Origin of the sequence: Rhodococcus sp. SG20037 (assembly GCF_031763325.1) — a bacterium.
Classification (GTDB): Bacteria; Actinomycetota; Actinomycetes; order Mycobacteriales; family Mycobacteriaceae; genus Rhodococcus_F; species Rhodococcus_F qingshengii.
The window spans coordinates 229,338-247,014 of sequence record NZ_CP134497.1; the positions used below are offsets into that span (position 1 = coordinate 229,338).

The window sequence follows — 17,677 nt, forward strand, 5'->3', positions numbered from 1 at the left end:
TGTTGCTAGCTGAGGAGAGTTCGTGTTGGTGAGAAGAAGTTCCGCGGTCGTGGTGGCGGCGTTGGTCGGTGGCGTGCTGGTGGCAGGTGGCGTTGCTTCGGCAGCTCCGACGTCATCTCCCGCGGTGGAGAACTCGATCGGGTTCAAGCTGGGTTGCGATGGTTATGAACATCTGGCTGTTGATATCGCGGATGTGTTTCATTCGACGGGTGTGACGGTGTCTGCACCGGAGAAGGTGGTGGCGGGGTCGACGTTCACCTATCGGGTTCAGCCGAACGTGATGTCGGTGCCGACGGGTGGGCATGCAGGCCGCAGTGTCGGTAAATGGACGCGGCTCAAGTACGACTTCGATATACCTGCAGGGGTGTCGTTGGTGGATGCTCAGGTCGTGGCAGGTACTTCGTCGAATTTGTCCGGTGTGACTCCGTCGGTGATTCGGATCAACGACGGCGGTTCGCCGGATGGCGCGGGTACGCATCTGCGTATTTCGGGGAACAATCAGACTGCTGACTCGAACAACAAGGGCGGTAACGGCCCGAGCACGAGCAAGAACAGTGACGGTGGAATCGAGGTAGGGGCAGGGAAGACCTTCCGGTTGCCCGCGATCGACGTGACGGTGGTTGCCGGTGCCGCGGGTAGTACGGTGCAGCCGAAGTTGCGTGCCACAGATGGTGATTCGGGTGCGTTCAATTCGCCGAAGAATGCGTTCACGTTCTTGCAGTACGAGACCCTTTGGCCGGGGTACTGGGAGCGCTACAACTGCTCTCCGCGCGATTCGAGTGGTGGTGGGTTGAATGCGGGTGGTCAGGCATTGGCCACCGTCAACGTCGTCTCGCAGGCGGGGACCGCGACTGCAGTGACATCCGGCGCGGCTGCAACGGTCGGTCAGTCGACCGATTTGGTTGCGCAGGTCTCCCCGGCACCGACAGGCGGCACCGTTCAGTTCAAGGATGGCGGAACTGACATCGGCGCCCCGGTGGCCGTCGTCAATGGCGTTGCCACACTGCCACATACATTCACCGCAGCGGGAGATCACTCCATCACCGCTGTATACGACGGTGTTCTCGAGTTTCTGACATCCACGTCACCGGCACGCACAGTGAGCGTGGCCGCTGCCGATGTACAGACGACTGCGTCGTTGACAGTCCCGAGTAGTGCCGTCGAGCAGACCTCGGTCGCGCTGACCGCAAACATCTCACCGGCAGCTAACGGCGGAACGGTCCAGTTCAAGGACGGTGGCATCGACATCGGCGGACCCATCGCGGTGACTGGCGGAGCGGCGACCCTGGATCACACGTTCACCACGACGGGATCACACTCGATCACTGCGGTCTACTCAGGTACTGCAGGTTTTGGTGGTTCGACCGCGCAAGCTCAGACCATCGAGATCTCGAGCTCAGCGCTGAGTACGACTACAACGCTTCAAGTTCCGGCTACGGCGGTCACGGGTACTGCGGTTGATTTGACCGCTACCGTGGCTCCGAACAATGCGGTGGGTTCGGTGCAGTTCAAGTCGAACGGCACTGCGATCGGCACTCCGGTTGCAGTTGCGTCGGGTGTTGCGACGCTGTCGCATGCGTTCGATGTTGCTGGTGCTCAAAGTGTTACCGCTGAATTCACTGCTGCTGCAGGGTTTGTGAGTTCGTCGGCGCCTGCTCAGACGGTGACGGTGTCGGATCCGGCTCCGGTGGATGTCCAGACCACGACCTCACTCTCGGTTCCCGCGACTGCCATCACGGGCACGGCTGTTGATCTGACCGCGACGGTCGCTCCGAACAATGCTGTCGGTACGGTGCAGTTCAAGTCGAACGGTGCGGCGATCGGCTCGCCGGTGACAGTCTCCGCGGGTGTTGCGACGCTGTCGCATTCGTTCGATGCTGCTGGTGCTCAAAGTGTTACCGCTGAATTCACTGCTGCTGCAGGGTTTGTGAGTTCGTCGGCGCCTGCTCAGACGGTGACGGTGTCGGATCCGGCTCCGGTGGATGTCCAGACCACGACCTCACTCTCGGTTCCCGCGACTGCCATCACGGGCACGGCTGTTGATCTGACCGCGACGGTCGCTCCGAACAATGCTGTCGGTACGGTGCAGTTCAAGTCGAACGGTGCGGCGATCGGCTCGCCGGTGACAGTCTCCGCGGGTGTTGCGACGCTGTCGCATTCGTTCGATGCTGCTGGTGCTCAAAGTGTTACCGCTGAATTCACTGCTGCTGCAGGGTTTGTGAGTTCGTCGGCGCCTGCTCAGACGGTGACGGTGTCGGATCCGGCTCCGGTGGATGTCCAGACCACGACCTCACTCTCGGTTCCCGCGACTGCCATCACGGGCACGGCTGTTGATCTGACCGCGACGGTCGCTCCGAACAATGCTGTCGGTACGGTGCAGTTCAAGTCGAACGGTGCGGCGATCGGCTCGCCGGTGACAGTCTCCGCGGGTGTTGCGACACTGAGCCATTCGTTCGATGCTGCTGGTGCACAAAGTGTTACGGCTGACTTCACTGCCGGTGCAGGCTTCGTCAGCTCCTCGGCGTCGGCTCAGGCGGTGACGGTGTCTGATCCGGCTCCGGTGGATGTGGTGACGACGACGTCGCTCTCGGTTCCCGCGACGGCGGTTACGGGTACGGCGGTTGATCTGACCGCTACCGTGGCTCCGAACAATGCGGTGGGTTCGGTGCAGTTCAAGTCGAACGGCACGGCAATCGGCGCACCGGTGACGGTGTCCGGTGGCACCGCGACGCTCTCGCATTCCTTCGATACTGCTGGTGCTCAGAGTGTTACGGCTGACTTCACTGCCGGTGCAGGGTTTGTGAGTTCGTCGGCGTCGGCTCGCACGGTGACGGTCTCTGATCCGGCTCCGGTGGATGTCGAGACGACGACGTCGCTCTCGGTTCCCGCGACGGCGGTTACGGGTACGGCGGTTGATCTCACCGCGACGGTTGCTCCGAACAACGCGGTGGGTTCGGTGCAGTTCAAGTCGAACGGCACGGCAATCGGTGCACCAGTCACGGTGTCCGGTGGTACCGCGACCCTCTCACATTCCTTCGATGCCGCTGGCGCGCAGAGCATTACCGCGAATTTCACCGCTGGTGCCGGATTCAAAAACTCGGTTGCGAGTGCGAAGTCAGTTCAGGTCAGTGTTGCCGACCAGGAATCCGTCGTCGAACTGAATATTCCGACCGACGCCAAAACTGGTGTGGCGACCGACTTGTGGGCAACCGTCCGAACGTCGTCGGATGATGCTGTCGGCGTCGGAACCGTGCAGTTCTACGACGGTGGCGTCGCGATCGGCGGTCCTGAAGCGGTTACGGCCGGCGCTGCGGGCCTGACGCATTCGTTTACCTCTGCGGGTGCGCACAGCATCACTGCGGTCTATTCGGGAGGAGCCGGTGTAGTCGGATCCTCGGCCCAGGCGCGGACGGTGAATGTAACGGACCCTGCGCCTTCGGATGTCACCACGGAGACTGTGGTGACGGTGCCTGGTGATGCCGTGGTGAACAAGTCGGTGACCCTGTCGGCGACTGTCAGTTCGGTGCAGAACGGTGGAACGGTGCAGTTCATGGATGGGGATACTCCGATCGGTGACGCTGTTGCAGTGGTCAACGGGATCGCGGCGCTGAACCACACCTTCACCACAACTGGCGCGCATTCGATTTCGGCAATCTACAGTGGCGCAGCCGGATTCACAGGCTCCACCTCGACGGCCCACGCAATTCAGGTCAAGGCTGCAACCGGTGGTGGCACGGGCAGCCTCGGTTCAGGCAGCGCTGGCTCGAGCGATTTCCTTCCCTTCGGTTCCTGACCGAAGCAGTTCAGGTCGCGGCCCCGAGGCAATATCCCTCGGGGCCGATCGACAGGGTGAACTGCATCGAGCGCGAGTTACCGGTTCCGTCGCTGACGGGCAGGGTGACACGGACGTAGTCGCCGCGAACCGGAGTGACTGTTGCAGCGTCGGCGTCGAAAGACCTGATACCGGCCAGCTGATTCGGATCGAGCTTGAGAGGCGGCTGGCCGGTTGCGCCGGTGCCGTCCGGATCCCACGGGCTGTTGCCGGGGCAGATCAGTGGATAGAACGTCTCGACGTCGCGGGTATTGACCGGCCGTCCCGTGGCGCGTGAGAGAAACCTGACGACGGCGTGGGAAGCGTCGGCCGCGGTGTAGAAGTTTGATTGCCCCGCAGGGAAGACGAACGGGCACGCATAGCCGGAAGCGATCTCCGAGCGATTGGCGGCGACGGAGAGTCCGCCGCCATTCCAGGTGACCGCGTACTGGCCGTCGACGCCTGGTGCGGCGATGGCCGTCAAGATGGCGGGAACATCCGAGTATCGGTCGGCGATCGTTGTGGGCGGCATCGTCCAGCATGCGTTCGTGAGCGCGTCCACGTCCAAGGACACCAGGTCCGTTGCCCAAGCTGCCAAGGCCGGCGCAGCAGCCGGATTGCCGGGCACGTCACCAACCGGAGGTGGCGCGACCGGCGCAGCGGGCGCAATTGTCGTCGTGGGTGCGAGAGTGGTTGTCGTCGTGGTTTCCGTCGTCGGCGGAGACGGTTCGTCCGTCAGGATTCCCGTCCGTCCGTCGTCCTCACATGCGGTTATCGCCAACGTCATGGCGAGTGCGACTGCCCCCACTGCCGCTCGTCCTGCCGACTTCATTCGTTCGTACGCCCCTTTTGCGACATTCTGACCAACATCCACCCCAGAACTGCTGCGGGTCAGATCACGGATTCCCGTCTACGCTAGCGAACTGTGGATCCCGTTTACAGAACAGTCATCGGCATCGCCCGTACCGTCTTCGCTTTCGAGGGCCTGAAGTTCTCCGTCAAGGGAGAGCAGAACATCCCGGCGTCCGGTGGCGCCGTGATCGCGATCAACCACACCGGGTACATGGACTTCACGTATGCGGGACTGCCGGCACGGACCCCGAAGCGCTACATCCGGTTCATGGCCAAGAAAGAGGTCTTCGACAACAAGATCTCCGGACCGATCATGCGGGCCCTCAAGCACATCCCGGTCGACCGCGGCGCGGGCGCCGACTCCTACAAGGCGGCCGTAGATTTCCTGAAGCGCGGCGAATTGGTGGGCGTGTACCCCGAAGCCACGATCAGTCGGAGCTTCGAGATCAAGGAATTCAAGTCCGGCGCCGCCCGCATGGCGATCGAGGCGGGCGTCCCGATCGTTCCCGTCGTCATCTGGGGCGCTCAGCGCGTGTGGACGAAGGGTTATCCGAAGCGTTTGGGCCGCACCAACACTCCCATCTCCATTGCCGTCGGCGAGCCGATTGCACCTTTCGAGCCGGCGAGTGAGCTGACGGCGAAGCTGCGGTCGACGATGCAGGAGTTGCTGCTCGATCTGCAGAAGAGCTACGACCATCCCGCCGGCGAGTACTGGGTGCCGGCCCGCCTCGGTGGCAGCGCGCCGACGCTCGAGCAGGCCGACAAGATGGATGCCGATGAGGCCGAGGCGAAAGCCAAGGCTCGCGAGGCGCGGAAGTCCGAAGGCTGACCCATGCCCTTCGAACCCGTTTACACCGCCGTCGAGGTAGTCGCGCGTGGTCTGAGCGGTTTCCAGGGCGTGAAAGTCACCCGCACCGGGACGGAACACGTCCCGGTGTCCGGCGGTGCCGTCATCGCGATCAACCACACGAGTTACCTCGATTTCATACCGGCGGCCCTGGCGGTCGGCACCGCGAAACGCAAGCTCAGAGTGATGGCCAAGGCTGAGCTGGCGGACAACAAGGTCCTCGGCTTCCTCATGCGTGGATGCGGCGTCATCGAAGTGGACCGCTCCGCCGGAGCGCAGGCGTATCGAGCCGGAGTCGACGCCCTCAAGCGTGGCGAATTGGTGGGCGTCTACCCGGAAGCGACGATCAGCCGGAGCTTCGAGATCAAGGAAATGAAATCCGGAGCAGCTCGGATGGCCATCGACGCCGGCGTGCCGATAATTCCGCTGATCGTCTGGGGCGCCCAGCGGATCGTCACCAAGGGCGGACCGAAAAATCTGGGCCGCAATCATTTCCCGATCTCGGTGGAGGTGGGTGCACCGATCGATCCGGTCGAGCCCGCCGAAGCGCTGAGCGAGATCCTGCGCATCGAGATGGATGCGATCCTGCGCCACGTTCAGGACGGGTTCGTGCACGAGCCCGGGGCGTACTGGGTGCCGCGCCGACTCGGCGGTGGCGCACCGACGCCGGAGGAAGCTGCGGCCATGGACGCACAGGAACGCGCGAAGCGGGCGCGCTGAGCGAGACCGTCGTACCGGGCAGGCACAATGGCGGTGTGAGCCCAGACCGTCGTATCAGCCCTGACCGCCCAACCTTGGTTGCGACCGATGTCGACGGCACCCTCATCGATCACGACGAGTTGGTCAGTGCCCGCACCCGCGCCGCCGTGCATGCCGTCGTCGAATCCGGCACGCCGTTCCTGCTGGCAACCGGGCGTCCTCCGCGATGGATTTCGCCCGTCGTCGAGGGCTTGGGATACGCGCCACTCGCCGTCTGCGCAAACGGTGCCGTTGTCTACGACAGCTACGCCGACCGCGTCCTCAGCGCCGCGACCTTGTCGGTCGACGCACTCACCGAACTCTCCGAGCTGGCACTGGTTGCACTCCCGGGCGCAGGTTTGGCCGCGGAACGAGTGGGGGAGAGCGCACATGACGCCGCCACCCCACAGTTCGTCAGCTCACCAGATTACGAACACGCCTGGCTCAACCCGGACAACACCGAGATGTCCGAGGACGAAGTGCTTGCGGCGCCGGCCGTCAAACTCCTGATTCGCCGTCCAGGCATGACCAGCACGGCGATGTACGACACGCTCGCCCCGCACGTCGGTGCGCTCGCCGACATGACGTACTCCACCGAGAACGGACTGATCGAACTCTCGGCGCCGGGCATCACGAAGGCGTCGGGCCTGGTTGCCGCCGCGGAGAGGTTCGGCTTCGACCTGTCGGGTCTGGTGGCCTTCGGGGACATGCCCAACGACATCCCGATGCTGGGGATGGCTCGACTCGGCGTTGCCATGGGCAACGCTCACCCCGAAGCCAAAGCCGCAGCCGACGAGGTCACCGACACCAATTCGGCACACGGGGTTGCAAAAGTCCTCGAGCGCTGGTGGTCGTAGAACCCACCAGCGCCCGAGGACGTGTCTTGCTCGAGTGTCAGCCGACAGGCGCGCTGTTGGCCATTTCCTGGGCAAAGGTCTCGTTGTAGGTCTTGAGGACCTTCGTGACCATGCCGGTGATCTGGTTGAAGATCAGCGAACCGTTCTCGAAGTCGCTTCGCAGGCCGTCCGGGATCGAGTACTCGTCCGAGATCGGCAATCCCAGTTCACCCGCGTCGGAACCGAAACTCTGCCACGACTTGAAGATCTCGCCGAGCACGGTGAACACTCCGCCGTTCGGCGAGGTGTAGACAGCGCCGTTCTGGAACAGCGCACCCTGGTTGCCGAGCTTCGCCTGCAGAATTCCGGACAGTGCCTGGCCGAGGCGTCCGATCTCGCCACCTTCGGCGATCCACTTCTGCGCGAGCGGTGAATTGTCGGTGATCTGCAGAATCTGGGTGACCAGATCCGGGATCGACGAACCGGTGCCACCGGTGACCGTGTCGACCGGAGTGGTCGGCTTGGGCGCAGGCGTCGACGGATTGGAAGGGTTCGAGGGGTTCAACGTTCCCCCGATGTTCGCGGCCGCGATGTTCCGGATGTCGTTCATGTGTGCGTATGCGGCATCACCCGGGCACGCGGTGTTTCCGACGTCGCGGTGGGCGAAGATGATCGGCAGATCGACTGCTGCGCCCTGCGGGTACGGCGTGAACTCGGTGCCCTCGGAGTACATCGTCGTTCGGCCCTTGGGATCGAGTCCGGCCATGCCGAGCTTCCAACCGAGGAACTTGCCGACGGCGTTGAGCGTCGCCTGCGAAGGCTCGACGGTGGAGTAGTCGCCCATCATCGCGATACCGGTGGTGTTCTCGTTGAATCCACCCGCGTGTGCACCCTGAACTGCCTTGTCGAGTCCGCCTGCGCGGCCTTCGAAGGTCTGACCGTACTTGTCGACGAGGACGTTGTATCCGACGTCGCACCAGCCGAGCGTCTGTGCGTGGTAGGCGTAGATCGAGCGGACGATGCCGGCCGATTCGGCCTTCGTGTAGTTGTTGCTACCTGCGGTGTGGTGAACGGTCGCGCCACCGATGAAGTCGTCGTAGGTGGGGGAGTCGCAGCGAAGTGACTCGTCTGCTCCCCACTGAGCACGGGTGATGACGGACGGTCCGCTGCCGCCGAGCGGCGCTGCGACGGCCTGCAGATTGCTGTCTGCCTCGCTGGCACCCGGGTCGATCAACACGGCGGTGACGGCATCTGCTGCCGTCGTCACCTGGCGAAGGGGCTTGGACACCGAAGCGGGTGTGTACCCGAGTTCGCCGGTGGCTGCGGGTGCTTCAGCGGGGGCAGCTTCCGGAGCGGGCGCGGGGGCAGCTTCCGGAGCCGGGGCCGGCACAACCTCGGCTGCGGGAGCAGCGGCACCCTGCGGCGTGAGGATCTGGATGGACTTGGTTGCGCCGACGAAGACCGGTTCGGTGGCGGTACCGGAGTTGGTGGCCTGATCCGAGCTGGCGGAGTCGATGGCGTCAGGGGTGAACCACGGGCCCCAGGTGCCGTCTTCGGCCAGGGCGCGGACCTTGGACTGCGCCGAGGCGATGGTGTCCGAGGTCAACGCGACCATGCTGAACGGAGTGTCGCGGGTGACTTCCTTGACCACGGCACCTGGCTCTTCCTCGGAAGGAACCGGAGCGGTTTCGGTCGGGGCGCCGGGAGCAGCGGGTGCCGGGAACAGCTCGGTCGGCAGCGTGATCCCGGGAGGTAGCGGGATTTCGGTCGGGAGCTTGAGGTTTCTCAGATCACCGAGGTTGATGTCGGGGAGATCGAGACCGGTCAGCTCCTTGACCGGAATGATGATGTCGGGCACCGACGCGAGGAGCACCTCTGCGATCTGGGTCGGCACTGCTACTGACGTCGTCTCGTTCGCGGAACGTACATCGGACGTAGTGCTCGTGAAGCCGTAGACCGCAAAAGGACTTGCGACAGCCACTGCGGCTACAGCCCCGAGTACGAGCGAGGGCTTCGGTCGACGGTGTGGCAAGGGATTACTCCTCGGTTGTAGTTACTTGCGAGCGAACTTCAGGGCCGATGACGGCCGTGAACGGAATCCTTCAAAACCGGATCCGAGCAGGTCGGATGCCATGTTCTGGGGTTGAACTCCAGTTTTCGGACGCGTACGTCTGCAACTCGTGATGCTGATGTGACTCGTGTGACTGGTGTTGCTAACTCCAAACACTCTTGCCACACTAGTCACAAAAGTCCATAACGCTCAACCTTAGGGTGAGACTTTAGTTAAATCGTTGTGGACTGGCCTGCGCGCGAAGTACCGACTTCGCGGACTCGTGAGGCCGGTAGCGATGAGGAGAGCATTGATGGCGAGAAGCGGAAGAAGCGGAACTGCAGGTAAGAAGCCTGTGTCCGGTCGCGCAGGTCGCTTTCTGGTGGGCGGACCCGGGAGGCGAACCTCGCTGATGCGGATCTCGGTCCTCGGTCTCGTTCCGGCTCTTGCGCTCGGCGTCGCGATCGGAGGTTTCACGCAAATCCGCGCTGACGAGCCGTCGATCCTGCACGCCGTCGCTGCCGACACGCAATTCACGCTCTCCGGGCACGGCAACGGACATGGCCGTGGAATGGGCCAGTGGGGCGCTTACGGCTACGCCAAGAACGACGGCTGGTCCGGCGAGCGAATCCTCAGTCACTACTACGGCGGAACCGTCCTGGACTCGATGCCGCCCGCCCAGATGAGTGTGCGGCTCACGGCCCAGGACAACTCGACGCTCGACGTCTACTCCGACGCCGGCCTCGTGGTCAACGGTCAGCGCACCGCGCCCGGCGAGGCTGCCCATCTCACTGCGCTGCCCGGTGGCGGTGCGCAGGTAGTGGTCACCAGCGGGTGTGGTGGCGGGGTTGTCTGGGAAGCGGTCACCGACCATCCGTGGGTGGACCCGGTGGACCTCGGTCCTGATCGACCCGCCGACCAGTTCCTGAAGCTGTGCAACAACGACGCGCCCTATCGAGGCGCCCTCGGCGTAGTGCTCGACAACGGCTCGGCTCGGACAGTCAATCTCCTCGACATGGAGGACTACCTGCTCGGCGTGGTGCCGGTCGAAGCGAAGGCCGAATGGGCCGATTCCGGTGGGGCCGAAGCGCTACGGGCGCAAGCCGTGGCAGCACGCTCGTACGCTGCGACCGAGCATCGCAGCTCGTACGCCGACACCTGCGACACTCAGGACTGCCAGGTCTACGGCGGAGCGGGCAAGGAAGATCCCCGCACCACCGAAGCCGTCCGGTCCACCGCCGGCGCCGTTCTGTCGCGTGACGGCAAGATCGTTGCCACCGAATTCTCCTCGTCCACAGGAGGTTACAGCTCCGGCGGTGAATTCCCGGCCGTCGAGGATCTCGGTGACGCCCTTTCCCCGAATCATGACTGGACAGTGAATCTGACCGCAGGGCAGATTGCGGACGCCTTCGATGTTGGTGAGCTGCAATCGCTCAAGATTCTCTCGCGCAACGGATTCGGTACCGACGGCGGGCGAGTGACGGCAGTCGAGGTAGTCGGAACAGATGCAACTGTTGGCGCCACCGGAATTCAGTTCCGCCAGAAACTCGGCCTGAAATCCGACTGGTTCACCATCGGTGACGGTGCGGGTGTGGTAGTGGCACCGGATTCGGAATCGACAGTGCTGGAATCTAATTCGCCATCCGACGATCCATCGGGTACGGTTACGGAGACGCAGATCGAGAAGAAGTATCGGGAGCTCGGCGGTGAAAGCGGCTCTCTCGGTGCTCCTGCCGGCCCGGAGATGCAGTTGCCCTCCGAAGCAGGCACTTTCCGTGTCTACGAAAACGGAACCATCATCTGGACAAAGGTTTTGGGCGCGCAGGTAGTTGATGCCAACGTGCTCCGCGAGTGGATACCGACGGGCGGAAGCTAGGGGAAGGTCGGTCGGTAGCGACTCGCACGTATCGAATCTGAAGGGTCTCTGCCGTAACCCGGCGGAGGCCCTTCAGGTCGTTCAGGGTTCGTTGGTTGTCGGTCAGATGGTCGGGGCGTCGCCGAGCAGGCGGTACTCGAGCCACAACTCCGCACGTTCCGTGGGGGAGCCGAGGTCGAGCTGGAGAAGGCTCTCGATCCGAGCGAGTCTGCTGCGCAACGTATGCCGATGAATATTCAGCGCTGTGGCTGCGGCGTCGCCCACCCCGTTGTGTGCCAACCACATGGCCAAGGTCCGGTAGAGATCGCTACCGCCCTTCGCTTCCAGAAGCGGGCGCAAGTGTGCCGCCGCGAATGCCGTCGAGCGATCCTGGTCGAGAAATGCGGACAATCCGCTCTCCGAGAGTTCGGCGAACCGCATCGAAGGCAGGTTGCGGGCACCGGCCTCGGCTGCTGCCTGCGCGGCTTGGCGTCTGGCGCGCGAGAGATCGTCCCACCACAGCATGTCCGACACGCCGACGGTGACGTCGATTTCGTTGACACGGGCGAGGATTCGCCCGCTGTCGGTAGCCGAGACGACGGCAATCAGTGCACCGTCGGTGATGCCGAACGCCAGATCGCGGCTGAGACCGTCGAGCAGTGAGACGGACACGCTCTCGAGCAGGCCACTCGGGCCCGCTACGTGGAAGACCTGGAAAGGCTCGACCGGAAATCCTCCCCACAGTTCCCCGGAGATGTTGCGGGCGAGCGCATTCTGTCCCTCGAACAGCTGATGCATCGCAACGGTACGAAGGTGGTTCATCGTCAGCTGTGCGTCTCGGGTTCGAGCCGTCATCAACGTGAGCAGAGACGCGGCTGCGATGACGATGCCCTGATTCAGTGAACCGACGGCGCCGGGGCAGCCGGCGACGAGGTACCCCATCAGCTTTCCCCTCGACGTCAGCAGCGGATGGGAGATGACGTCCTCGTTCTCACTCGTGAGGAAACTGACTTCCATCGGGCGGGCGTCGCGCTCGGGGGCAGTTCGCTCGATTCCGGCGGCCGCGGCGGTGTGTGAGATCTCGACGGTATGTCCGGCCGAGTCCAGCAGAGCCGCCCATCCGCCGATCAATTCCGCCACCCGTCGTACGACTGCCCGGGTGCCGTTGACCGTCACCGCAGCTTGAAGCAGTCGCCGCAGGCTCTGGTAATTGCTGCGCAGCGCTTTCATGTCGTCGTCGGATTGCGCCTTCGACACCGCTTTGGTCAGGGCGATGAAAGGTGTTCGCAATGGGACGTCGAGAAGGGGCACACTGAGACGGGTGGCCGCATCCACCAGAGTCTGTGGCGCCTGCTCGTATCCGAGGCCGGTTCCGAAACCGATTCCGGCAATTCCGGCCGCCACCAGGGTCCGTACGAATCGGGTCGTTTCCGCGGCCGTCGTCGGTAGTGACACCCCGGTGATGAGTAGTAGTTCACCGCCGTCGAGGAAGGGCGTCGGGTCGGGAAGTTCGGAGACATGTGCCCAGGTCAGGGTGCGATCGAGCTGGTCGTGCCCAGCCAGGACGCGAAGGCCGAACTGTTCGGTCGCACAAAGCTGGCGGAGCGTGATGGGCATGAGTCCAGTCTGACACCTCGAACTCGCCACTTTGTAGTGCCTGCGGTCACGTTTGTACAAAGTGGAGCCTGACGCGAGCTTGCCGAAGGTCCGACACTGGCGCTATCGAAAATGCGCTCCGGATAGAGCGCCACCGAGATCCACGTTCCGAACAGCCCACAAGGAGTACTGATGTCCAGTACAGACCAGCCGGCACTTCAGCACACGCTGAAGAAGCGGCATCTGTCGATGATTGCGATCGCAGGCGTCATCGGCGCCGGACTGTTCGTCGGCTCCGGTGTGGCGATCCAGGAGACGGGACCCGGTGTCCTGATTTCCTACGCGCTTGCCGGCGTCGTCGTCATCCTCGTGATGCGCATGCTCGGTGAGATGTCGGCAGCGTCGCCGGAAACCGGCTCGTTCTCCTCGTACGCCGACAAGGCCATCGGCCGCTGGGCGGGCTTCTCGATCGGCTGGCTGTACGCGTGGTTCTGGATCATCGTGCTCGGCATCGAGGCCACCGCCGGTGCCCTCATCATGAATCGCTGGGTCCCCGGCGTTCCCCAGTGGACCTGGGCATTGATTCTGATGATCGTGCTGACGCTGACCAACATCATCTCGGTCAAGTCGTTCGGCGAGTTCGAGTTCTGGTTCGCCTCCATCAAGGTCGTCGCCATCATCGCGTTCCTCGGCATGGGCATCGTGGCGATCTGCGGATGGATGCCCGGCGTCGAAGCACCCGGAATGACAAACCTGACCGGTCACGGCGGCTTCCTGCCGAACGGAACAGGAGCGATGCTCGCCGCAGTCCTTGTGGTCGTGTTCTCGTTCTTCGGGGCCGAAATCGCCACGATCGCCGCCGGTGAATCGGCCAACCCGCTCGAAGCTGTTCGCGCAGCCGTCAAATCCGTCGTCTGGCGAATTCTCATCTTCTACATCGGCTCGATCGCGGTGGTCGTCACCCTGCTTCCCTGGGACAGCGCGTCGGTTGCACTCAGCCCGTACGTCGCCGTCATGGACTCCTACGGCATTCCGGCCGCGGGCAACATCATGGACGTCGTCGTCCTCACGTCGGTTCTGTCCTGCCTCAACTCGGGTCTCTACACCGCGAGCCGCATGATCTTCTCCCTCGCCGGCCGCGGCGACGCCCCCAAGTCGCTCTCACGTATCGAGAAGACCGGCGTCCCGATGCGCGCTGTCCTGGTCTCGACGATCGTCGGCTTCCTCACCGTCGGCATGAACTACCTCTCCCCGGACAAGGTCTTCCTGTTCCTGGTCAACTCCTCCGGTGCGATCGCGCTGTTCGTCTGGCTGGTCATCTCGGTGTCCCAGCTGCGCACCCGCCGCAAGCTCGAAGCTTCGGGCCAGGAGCTGGAACTCAAGATGTGGTTCTTCCCGTACCTGACCTACGCCACGATCGCCGCCATCATCGCGCTCTGCATCGGAATGCTCACCCTGGACTCGACGCGCAGCCAGATGATCGTGTCCCTGGGACTTGCAGCGATCCTCGTGGGTATCGGGCTCTACCGCTACCGGAACCACAAAGACACCGACGCCGACGCCGAGGTCGTGCCCGTCGCCGAGAGCGCTCCCACACCCTGACACCAACGTCCCCATCTGCGAGATACTTCGATGTCCTAGTATCGGCCACGGACAGAGAAATCGACGTGAGCACAGCAGATGGGGACAATCATGACCACACCCGAACCGATCGTCATCGTCGACGGGGCCAGGACCCCCGTCGGTAGCTTCGGCGGCGTCTTCAAGGACGTACCCGCACACGAGCTGGGCGCCGCAGCAGCCAAGGCCGCGCTGAGCCGCGCCGGCGTTGCGCCCGAAGACATCGACGAGGTCGTCATGGGCTGCATCGGCCAGGTCGGCCCGGACGCCTACAACGCACGCCGCGTCGGCATCGCCGCCGGACTGCCCGAGAACGTCCCCGCCTACACCGTCAACCGCCTCTGTGGCAGCGGTCTGCAGGCTGTGTGGTCTGCGGCGATGCAGATGCGATGGGGCGCAGCTGCCATCACGCTCGCCGGCGGTGACGAGAGCATGTCTCGCATGCCCTTCTACGACTTCGCCGCCCGCTCGGGCTACAAGCTCGGCGATCGCAGCCTCGTCGACGGCACCGTCGCGATGCTCACCGACCCGTTCAGCAAGGCTCACATGGGCCGCACTGCCGAAGCCGTCGCCCGTAAGTACGGCGTCAGTCGCGAGCAGCAGGACGAGTTCGCCGTCGAATCTCAGCGCCGTGCCGCTACCGACGCAGCGAAGGCGGCATTCGCCGAGGAAATCACTCCCGTCGAGACCGGTGGTCGGCGCTCCGTCACCGTCACCGAGGACGAGCATCCCAAGCCCGGAACCACCGTCGAAACCCTCGCCAAGCTGCGCCCCGCATTCGAAGAGGGCGGATCCGTCACCGCCGGTAACGCGTCGGGCATCAACGACGGTGCCGGCGCACTCGTCCTCGCGACGGGCACCGAGGCAGCCAAGCGCGGTCTCACCGGACTGGTCACGCTCGAAACCGTCACGACGGCAGCCATGGAGCCCGGCCTGATGGGCTACGCTCCCGTGCTCGCTCTCGAAAAGCTCTTTGCACAAACAGGATTGAAGCCGTCCGACATCGGCACCGCCGAGGTCAACGAGGCGTTCGCTTCGCAGGCCATCGCCGTCATCCGTGACAGTGGCCTGGATCCGGAGAAGACCAACCCGTACGGCGGAGCGATCGCCCTCGGACACCCGGTCGGCGCCACCGGAGCCATCCTGACCCTGCGTGCCGCGCGCGACATGGTTCGCCGCGACCTCGAATTCGGCATCGTCACCATGTGCATCGGCGGCGGTCAGGCACTCGCTGCCCTGCTGAAGCGGGTCTGATCATGGCGACCAAGCGCAAGCCGTCGTGGCACGACGACGAGATCACCGCAGTAGCCGAACTGGCCCGTGGTTTCTTCGATCGTGAACTGATCGCCAAGCGTGAGCAGTGGGACGCTCAGCATCGCGTCGACCGGTCCGTGTGGCTCGAAGCCGGCAAGCTCGGCCTGCTGTGCTGCTCGATTCCCGAGGAATACGGCGGGGGCGGTGGAACTTTCGCGCACGATCTCGCTGTCTTCGAGGCGCAGGGCTACTGCGGTGACTATGCGCTCGGTAACTCCGTGCACAGTGGCATCGTCGCCCACTACGTGCTCGAGTACGGAAGCGAAGAGCAGAAGAAGGCCTGGCTGCCAGGTATGGCGACGGGCGAAATCCTCGGCGCCATCGGAATGACCGAGCCAGGAACAGGTTCCGACCTCAAGGCAATCACCACGTCCGCGATCCGTGACGGTGACCACTACGTCGTGAACGGGTCGAAGACCTTCATCACCAATGGTGGCAGCGCAGACATGATCGTGCTTGCCGTCAAGACCGACCCCAAGGCGGGCGCCAAGGGTGTCTCGCTCCTGATTGTGGATCTTCGTGACTGCGAAGGCTTTGCGGTCGGCCGCGTGCTCGACAAGGTCGGTCAGCACGGCGCCGATACGTCGGAGCTGTCCTTCACCGACGTTCGCGTTCCCGTCTCGAACCTCCTCGGTGAGTCCGAGGGGCTCGGCTTCGGTCAGTTGATGGCGCAGCTGGTGCAGGAACGCCTCATCATCGGCGCGCAGGCCATCGGCACCATCGAGCGTGCAGTCGAGGAGACCGTCGCATACACCAAGGCGCGTCAAGCGTTCGGGCACAGCCTCTTCGAGTTCCAGAACACCGCCTTCGAGCTGGCCGAGTGCCAGACGATCGCACGCACCTGCCGTGTCTTCCTCGACAACTGCATCGAGGATCACCTCAACGGCGAGCTGGACGGCGCAGACGCCGCGATGGTCAAGTACTGGCTCACCGAGCAGCAATGCGCCGTCGTCGACCGGTGCGTGCAGCTCTACGGCGGATACGGCTACATGCGTGAATACCCGATCGCGCGCATGTACGAGGACTCCCGCGTCCAGAAGATCTACGCCGGCGCCAACGAAGTGATGAAGGGCATCATCGCGAAGAGTCTTTGATCACCGGCGTCGAAAACCATTGACACCGACCAGGCACCCACCGAGCATTTCGGTGGGTGCCTTTGTGTGTGCCCACAAGCGGTATCGAGCTGTTCGGAAGGCAAACACTGATGAGCTTCACCATCGACGTCGGGTCGGCGCGCGTCACCCAACTGACAGAGCTGGCGCACTGGCCGTTTCCGCCGCGAGAGCTCTTTCCCCAGGCGAGTGAGGCCGAGATCAGTGAAGCGTCGGCGCGGCTGACACCGGAGTTCTTCGACGAGGGTAGTGGTGACCTCGTGCTTGCCATCCACACCTACCTGGTGGAGATCGGCGGCAAGGCCGTCGTCGTCGACACCGGCAACGGCAACAGCAAGCACCGGCCGAACCTCTTGCCGCATCACATGTTCGGCACCGACTACCTCTCACGCTTCGCAGCCACCGGTGTGTCCGTCGACGACGTCGATCTGGTGGTCAGCACACATCTGCACCCTGACCACTGTGGCTGGAACACCGCCCTCGACGCCGAAACCTGGCGGCCTACCTTCCCCCGCGCGACCTACATTTTCGATCGCACCGAACTGGCCGCGCTCGAACAACTCGCCGCCGACGGTCCACACCAAGGAGTGGTCTCGGATCTGGCGCAGACCTTCGAGGACAGCGTCCGTCCCGTTCTGGACGGGGCGAAGTGGGAGGCGGTCGACGACGGCCACGTCCTGGCCGAGTCCGAAGGCACACGCGTCGTCGTGCGCAGCGCGCCCGGCCACACGCCGGGTCACATCGTGATCGAGATCCGCACTGCCGACGGCGGCGCCGTCATCTCCGGCGATGTGATCCACCATCCGATCCAGTTTCTGTACCCGGACCTCAGTCAGGGCGGCGACGCGGATCCGGAGATCGCGAGGGTCACCCGCCGCGAACTTCTCGAACGCTGCGCGTCGGAGGGACTGCTTCTACTTCCCGCGCACTTTCCGGTCGACGAACCGATCGTGATCGGATTCGATTCGAGCGGTGCACCGAGTGCTTCCGGTCTGATCGGTCTCGCAGCGTCCTGACTTGCCGCATCGGCCCTGGTGACGCATCCA

At 63.8% G+C, this 17,677-nt stretch carries 12 protein-coding genes; 9 read left to right on the forward strand and 3 right to left on the reverse strand.

The annotated features are described in order from the left end of the window. Positions 1-28: 28 nt before the first annotated feature. The gene (locus RHP72_RS01120; RefSeq protein ID WP_311094215.1) at positions 29-3,793 is read left to right on the forward strand and encodes an Ig-like domain-containing protein; all 3,765 of its coding nucleotides are present in this window, start codon (positions 29-31) and stop codon (positions 3,791-3,793) included. Between the two features lie 10 nt (positions 3,794-3,803). On the opposite strand, the gene RHP72_RS01125 is transcribed toward RHP72_RS01120, so the two are convergent. Further along, complete coding sequence (locus tag RHP72_RS01125) at positions 3,804-4,643, reverse strand: hypothetical protein (RefSeq protein WP_073513723.1); 840 nt, start codon at positions 4,641-4,643, stop codon at positions 3,804-3,806. 93 nt (positions 4,644-4,736) lie between these two features. On the opposite strand from RHP72_RS01125, the gene RHP72_RS01130 reads away from it, so the two are divergent. From RHP72_RS01130 to RHP72_RS01140, 3 genes are read left to right on the forward strand one after another with little or no spacing between them, the layout of a single operon-like run. After that, positions 4,737-5,492, forward strand: coding sequence for a 1-acyl-sn-glycerol-3-phosphate acyltransferase (locus RHP72_RS01130; protein WP_042921233.1), 756 nt, complete (start codon positions 4,737-4,739; stop codon positions 5,490-5,492). A 3-nt stretch (positions 5,493-5,495) separates the two neighbouring features. Next, complete coding sequence (locus RHP72_RS01135) at positions 5,496-6,230, forward strand: 1-acyl-sn-glycerol-3-phosphate acyltransferase (RefSeq protein WP_054188660.1); 735 nt, start codon at positions 5,496-5,498, stop codon at positions 6,228-6,230. A gap of 53 nt (positions 6,231-6,283) precedes the next feature. Continuing rightward, positions 6,284-7,105: a Cof-type HAD-IIB family hydrolase gene (locus RHP72_RS01140; RefSeq protein ID WP_037131235.1), complete on the forward strand. Its 822-nt coding sequence runs from the start codon at positions 6,284-6,286 to the stop codon at positions 7,103-7,105. 37 nt (positions 7,106-7,142) lie between these two features. Here the strand turns inward: RHP72_RS01140 and RHP72_RS01145 are convergent, their stop codons facing one another. Continuing rightward, a complete protein-coding gene (locus tag RHP72_RS01145; protein WP_003943924.1) occupies positions 7,143-9,116 on the reverse strand; it encodes an N-acetylmuramoyl-L-alanine amidase in 1,974 nt (657 codons plus the stop codon). Positions 9,117-9,447: 331 nt separating this feature from the next. Between RHP72_RS01145 and RHP72_RS01150 the strand changes: the two genes are divergently transcribed. Then, entirely contained in the window at positions 9,448-11,010 is a 1,563-nt protein-coding gene (locus tag RHP72_RS01150) for a SpoIID/LytB domain-containing protein (RefSeq protein ID WP_042921230.1), read from the forward strand. 102 nt (positions 11,011-11,112) lie between these two features. Here the strand turns inward: RHP72_RS01150 and RHP72_RS01155 are convergent, their stop codons facing one another. Then, positions 11,113-12,606 (reverse strand): PucR family transcriptional regulator, encoded by a 1,494-nt coding sequence (locus tag RHP72_RS01155; protein WP_311094216.1) that lies wholly within the window; start codon positions 12,604-12,606, stop codon positions 11,113-11,115. A 171-nt stretch (positions 12,607-12,777) separates the two neighbouring features. On the opposite strand from RHP72_RS01155, the gene RHP72_RS01160 reads away from it, so the two are divergent. The 4 genes from RHP72_RS01160 (at position 12,778) to RHP72_RS01175 (ending at position 17,647) form a co-directional block, all read left to right on the forward strand. Next, positions 12,778-14,187 carry an amino acid permease gene (locus RHP72_RS01160; RefSeq protein ID WP_064442963.1) on the forward strand — a complete coding sequence of 470 codons (1,410 nt, stop codon included), beginning with the start codon at positions 12,778-12,780 and terminating at the stop codon, positions 14,185-14,187. A 90-nt stretch (positions 14,188-14,277) separates the two neighbouring features. Further along, the gene (locus RHP72_RS01165) at positions 14,278-15,459 is read left to right on the forward strand and encodes a thiolase family protein (RefSeq protein WP_007731825.1); all 1,182 of its coding nucleotides are present in this window, start codon (positions 14,278-14,280) and stop codon (positions 15,457-15,459) included. A gap of 2 nt (positions 15,460-15,461) precedes the next feature. After that, positions 15,462-16,613: an acyl-CoA dehydrogenase family protein gene (locus RHP72_RS01170; protein ID WP_007731824.1), complete on the forward strand. Its 1,152-nt coding sequence runs from the start codon at positions 15,462-15,464 to the stop codon at positions 16,611-16,613. 110 nt (positions 16,614-16,723) lie between these two features. Continuing rightward, positions 16,724-17,647 (forward strand): MBL fold metallo-hydrolase, encoded by a 924-nt coding sequence (locus tag RHP72_RS01175; RefSeq protein WP_161121230.1) that lies wholly within the window; start codon positions 16,724-16,726, stop codon positions 17,645-17,647. The last annotated feature ends 30 nt before the right edge of the window (positions 17,648-17,677 follow it).

Bases quoted from the DNA above. Each gene is read 5' to 3' on its own strand.
- RHP72_RS01125 (WP_073513723.1), bottom strand. From the start codon at position 4,643: ATGAAGTCGGCAGGACGAGCGGCAGTGGGGGCAGTCGCACTCGCCATG.
- RHP72_RS01150 (WP_042921230.1), top strand. From the start codon at position 9,448: ATGGCGAGAAGCGGAAGAAGCGGAACTGCAGGTAAGAAGCCTGTGTCC.
- RHP72_RS01135 (WP_054188660.1), top strand. From the start codon at position 5,496: ATGCCCTTCGAACCCGTTTACACCGCCGTCGAGGTAGTCGCGCGTGGT.
- RHP72_RS01160 (WP_064442963.1), top strand. From the start codon at position 12,778: ATGTCCAGTACAGACCAGCCGGCACTTCAGCACACGCTGAAGAAGCGG.
- RHP72_RS01165 (WP_007731825.1), top strand. From the start codon at position 14,278: ATGACCACACCCGAACCGATCGTCATCGTCGACGGGGCCAGGACCCCC.
- RHP72_RS01175 (WP_161121230.1), top strand. From the start codon at position 16,724: ATGAGCTTCACCATCGACGTCGGGTCGGCGCGCGTCACCCAACTGACA.
- RHP72_RS01155 (WP_311094216.1), bottom strand. From the start codon at position 12,606: ATGCCCATCACGCTCCGCCAGCTTTGTGCGACCGAACAGTTCGGCCTT.
- RHP72_RS01170 (WP_007731824.1), top strand. From the start codon at position 15,462: ATGGCGACCAAGCGCAAGCCGTCGTGGCACGACGACGAGATCACCGCA.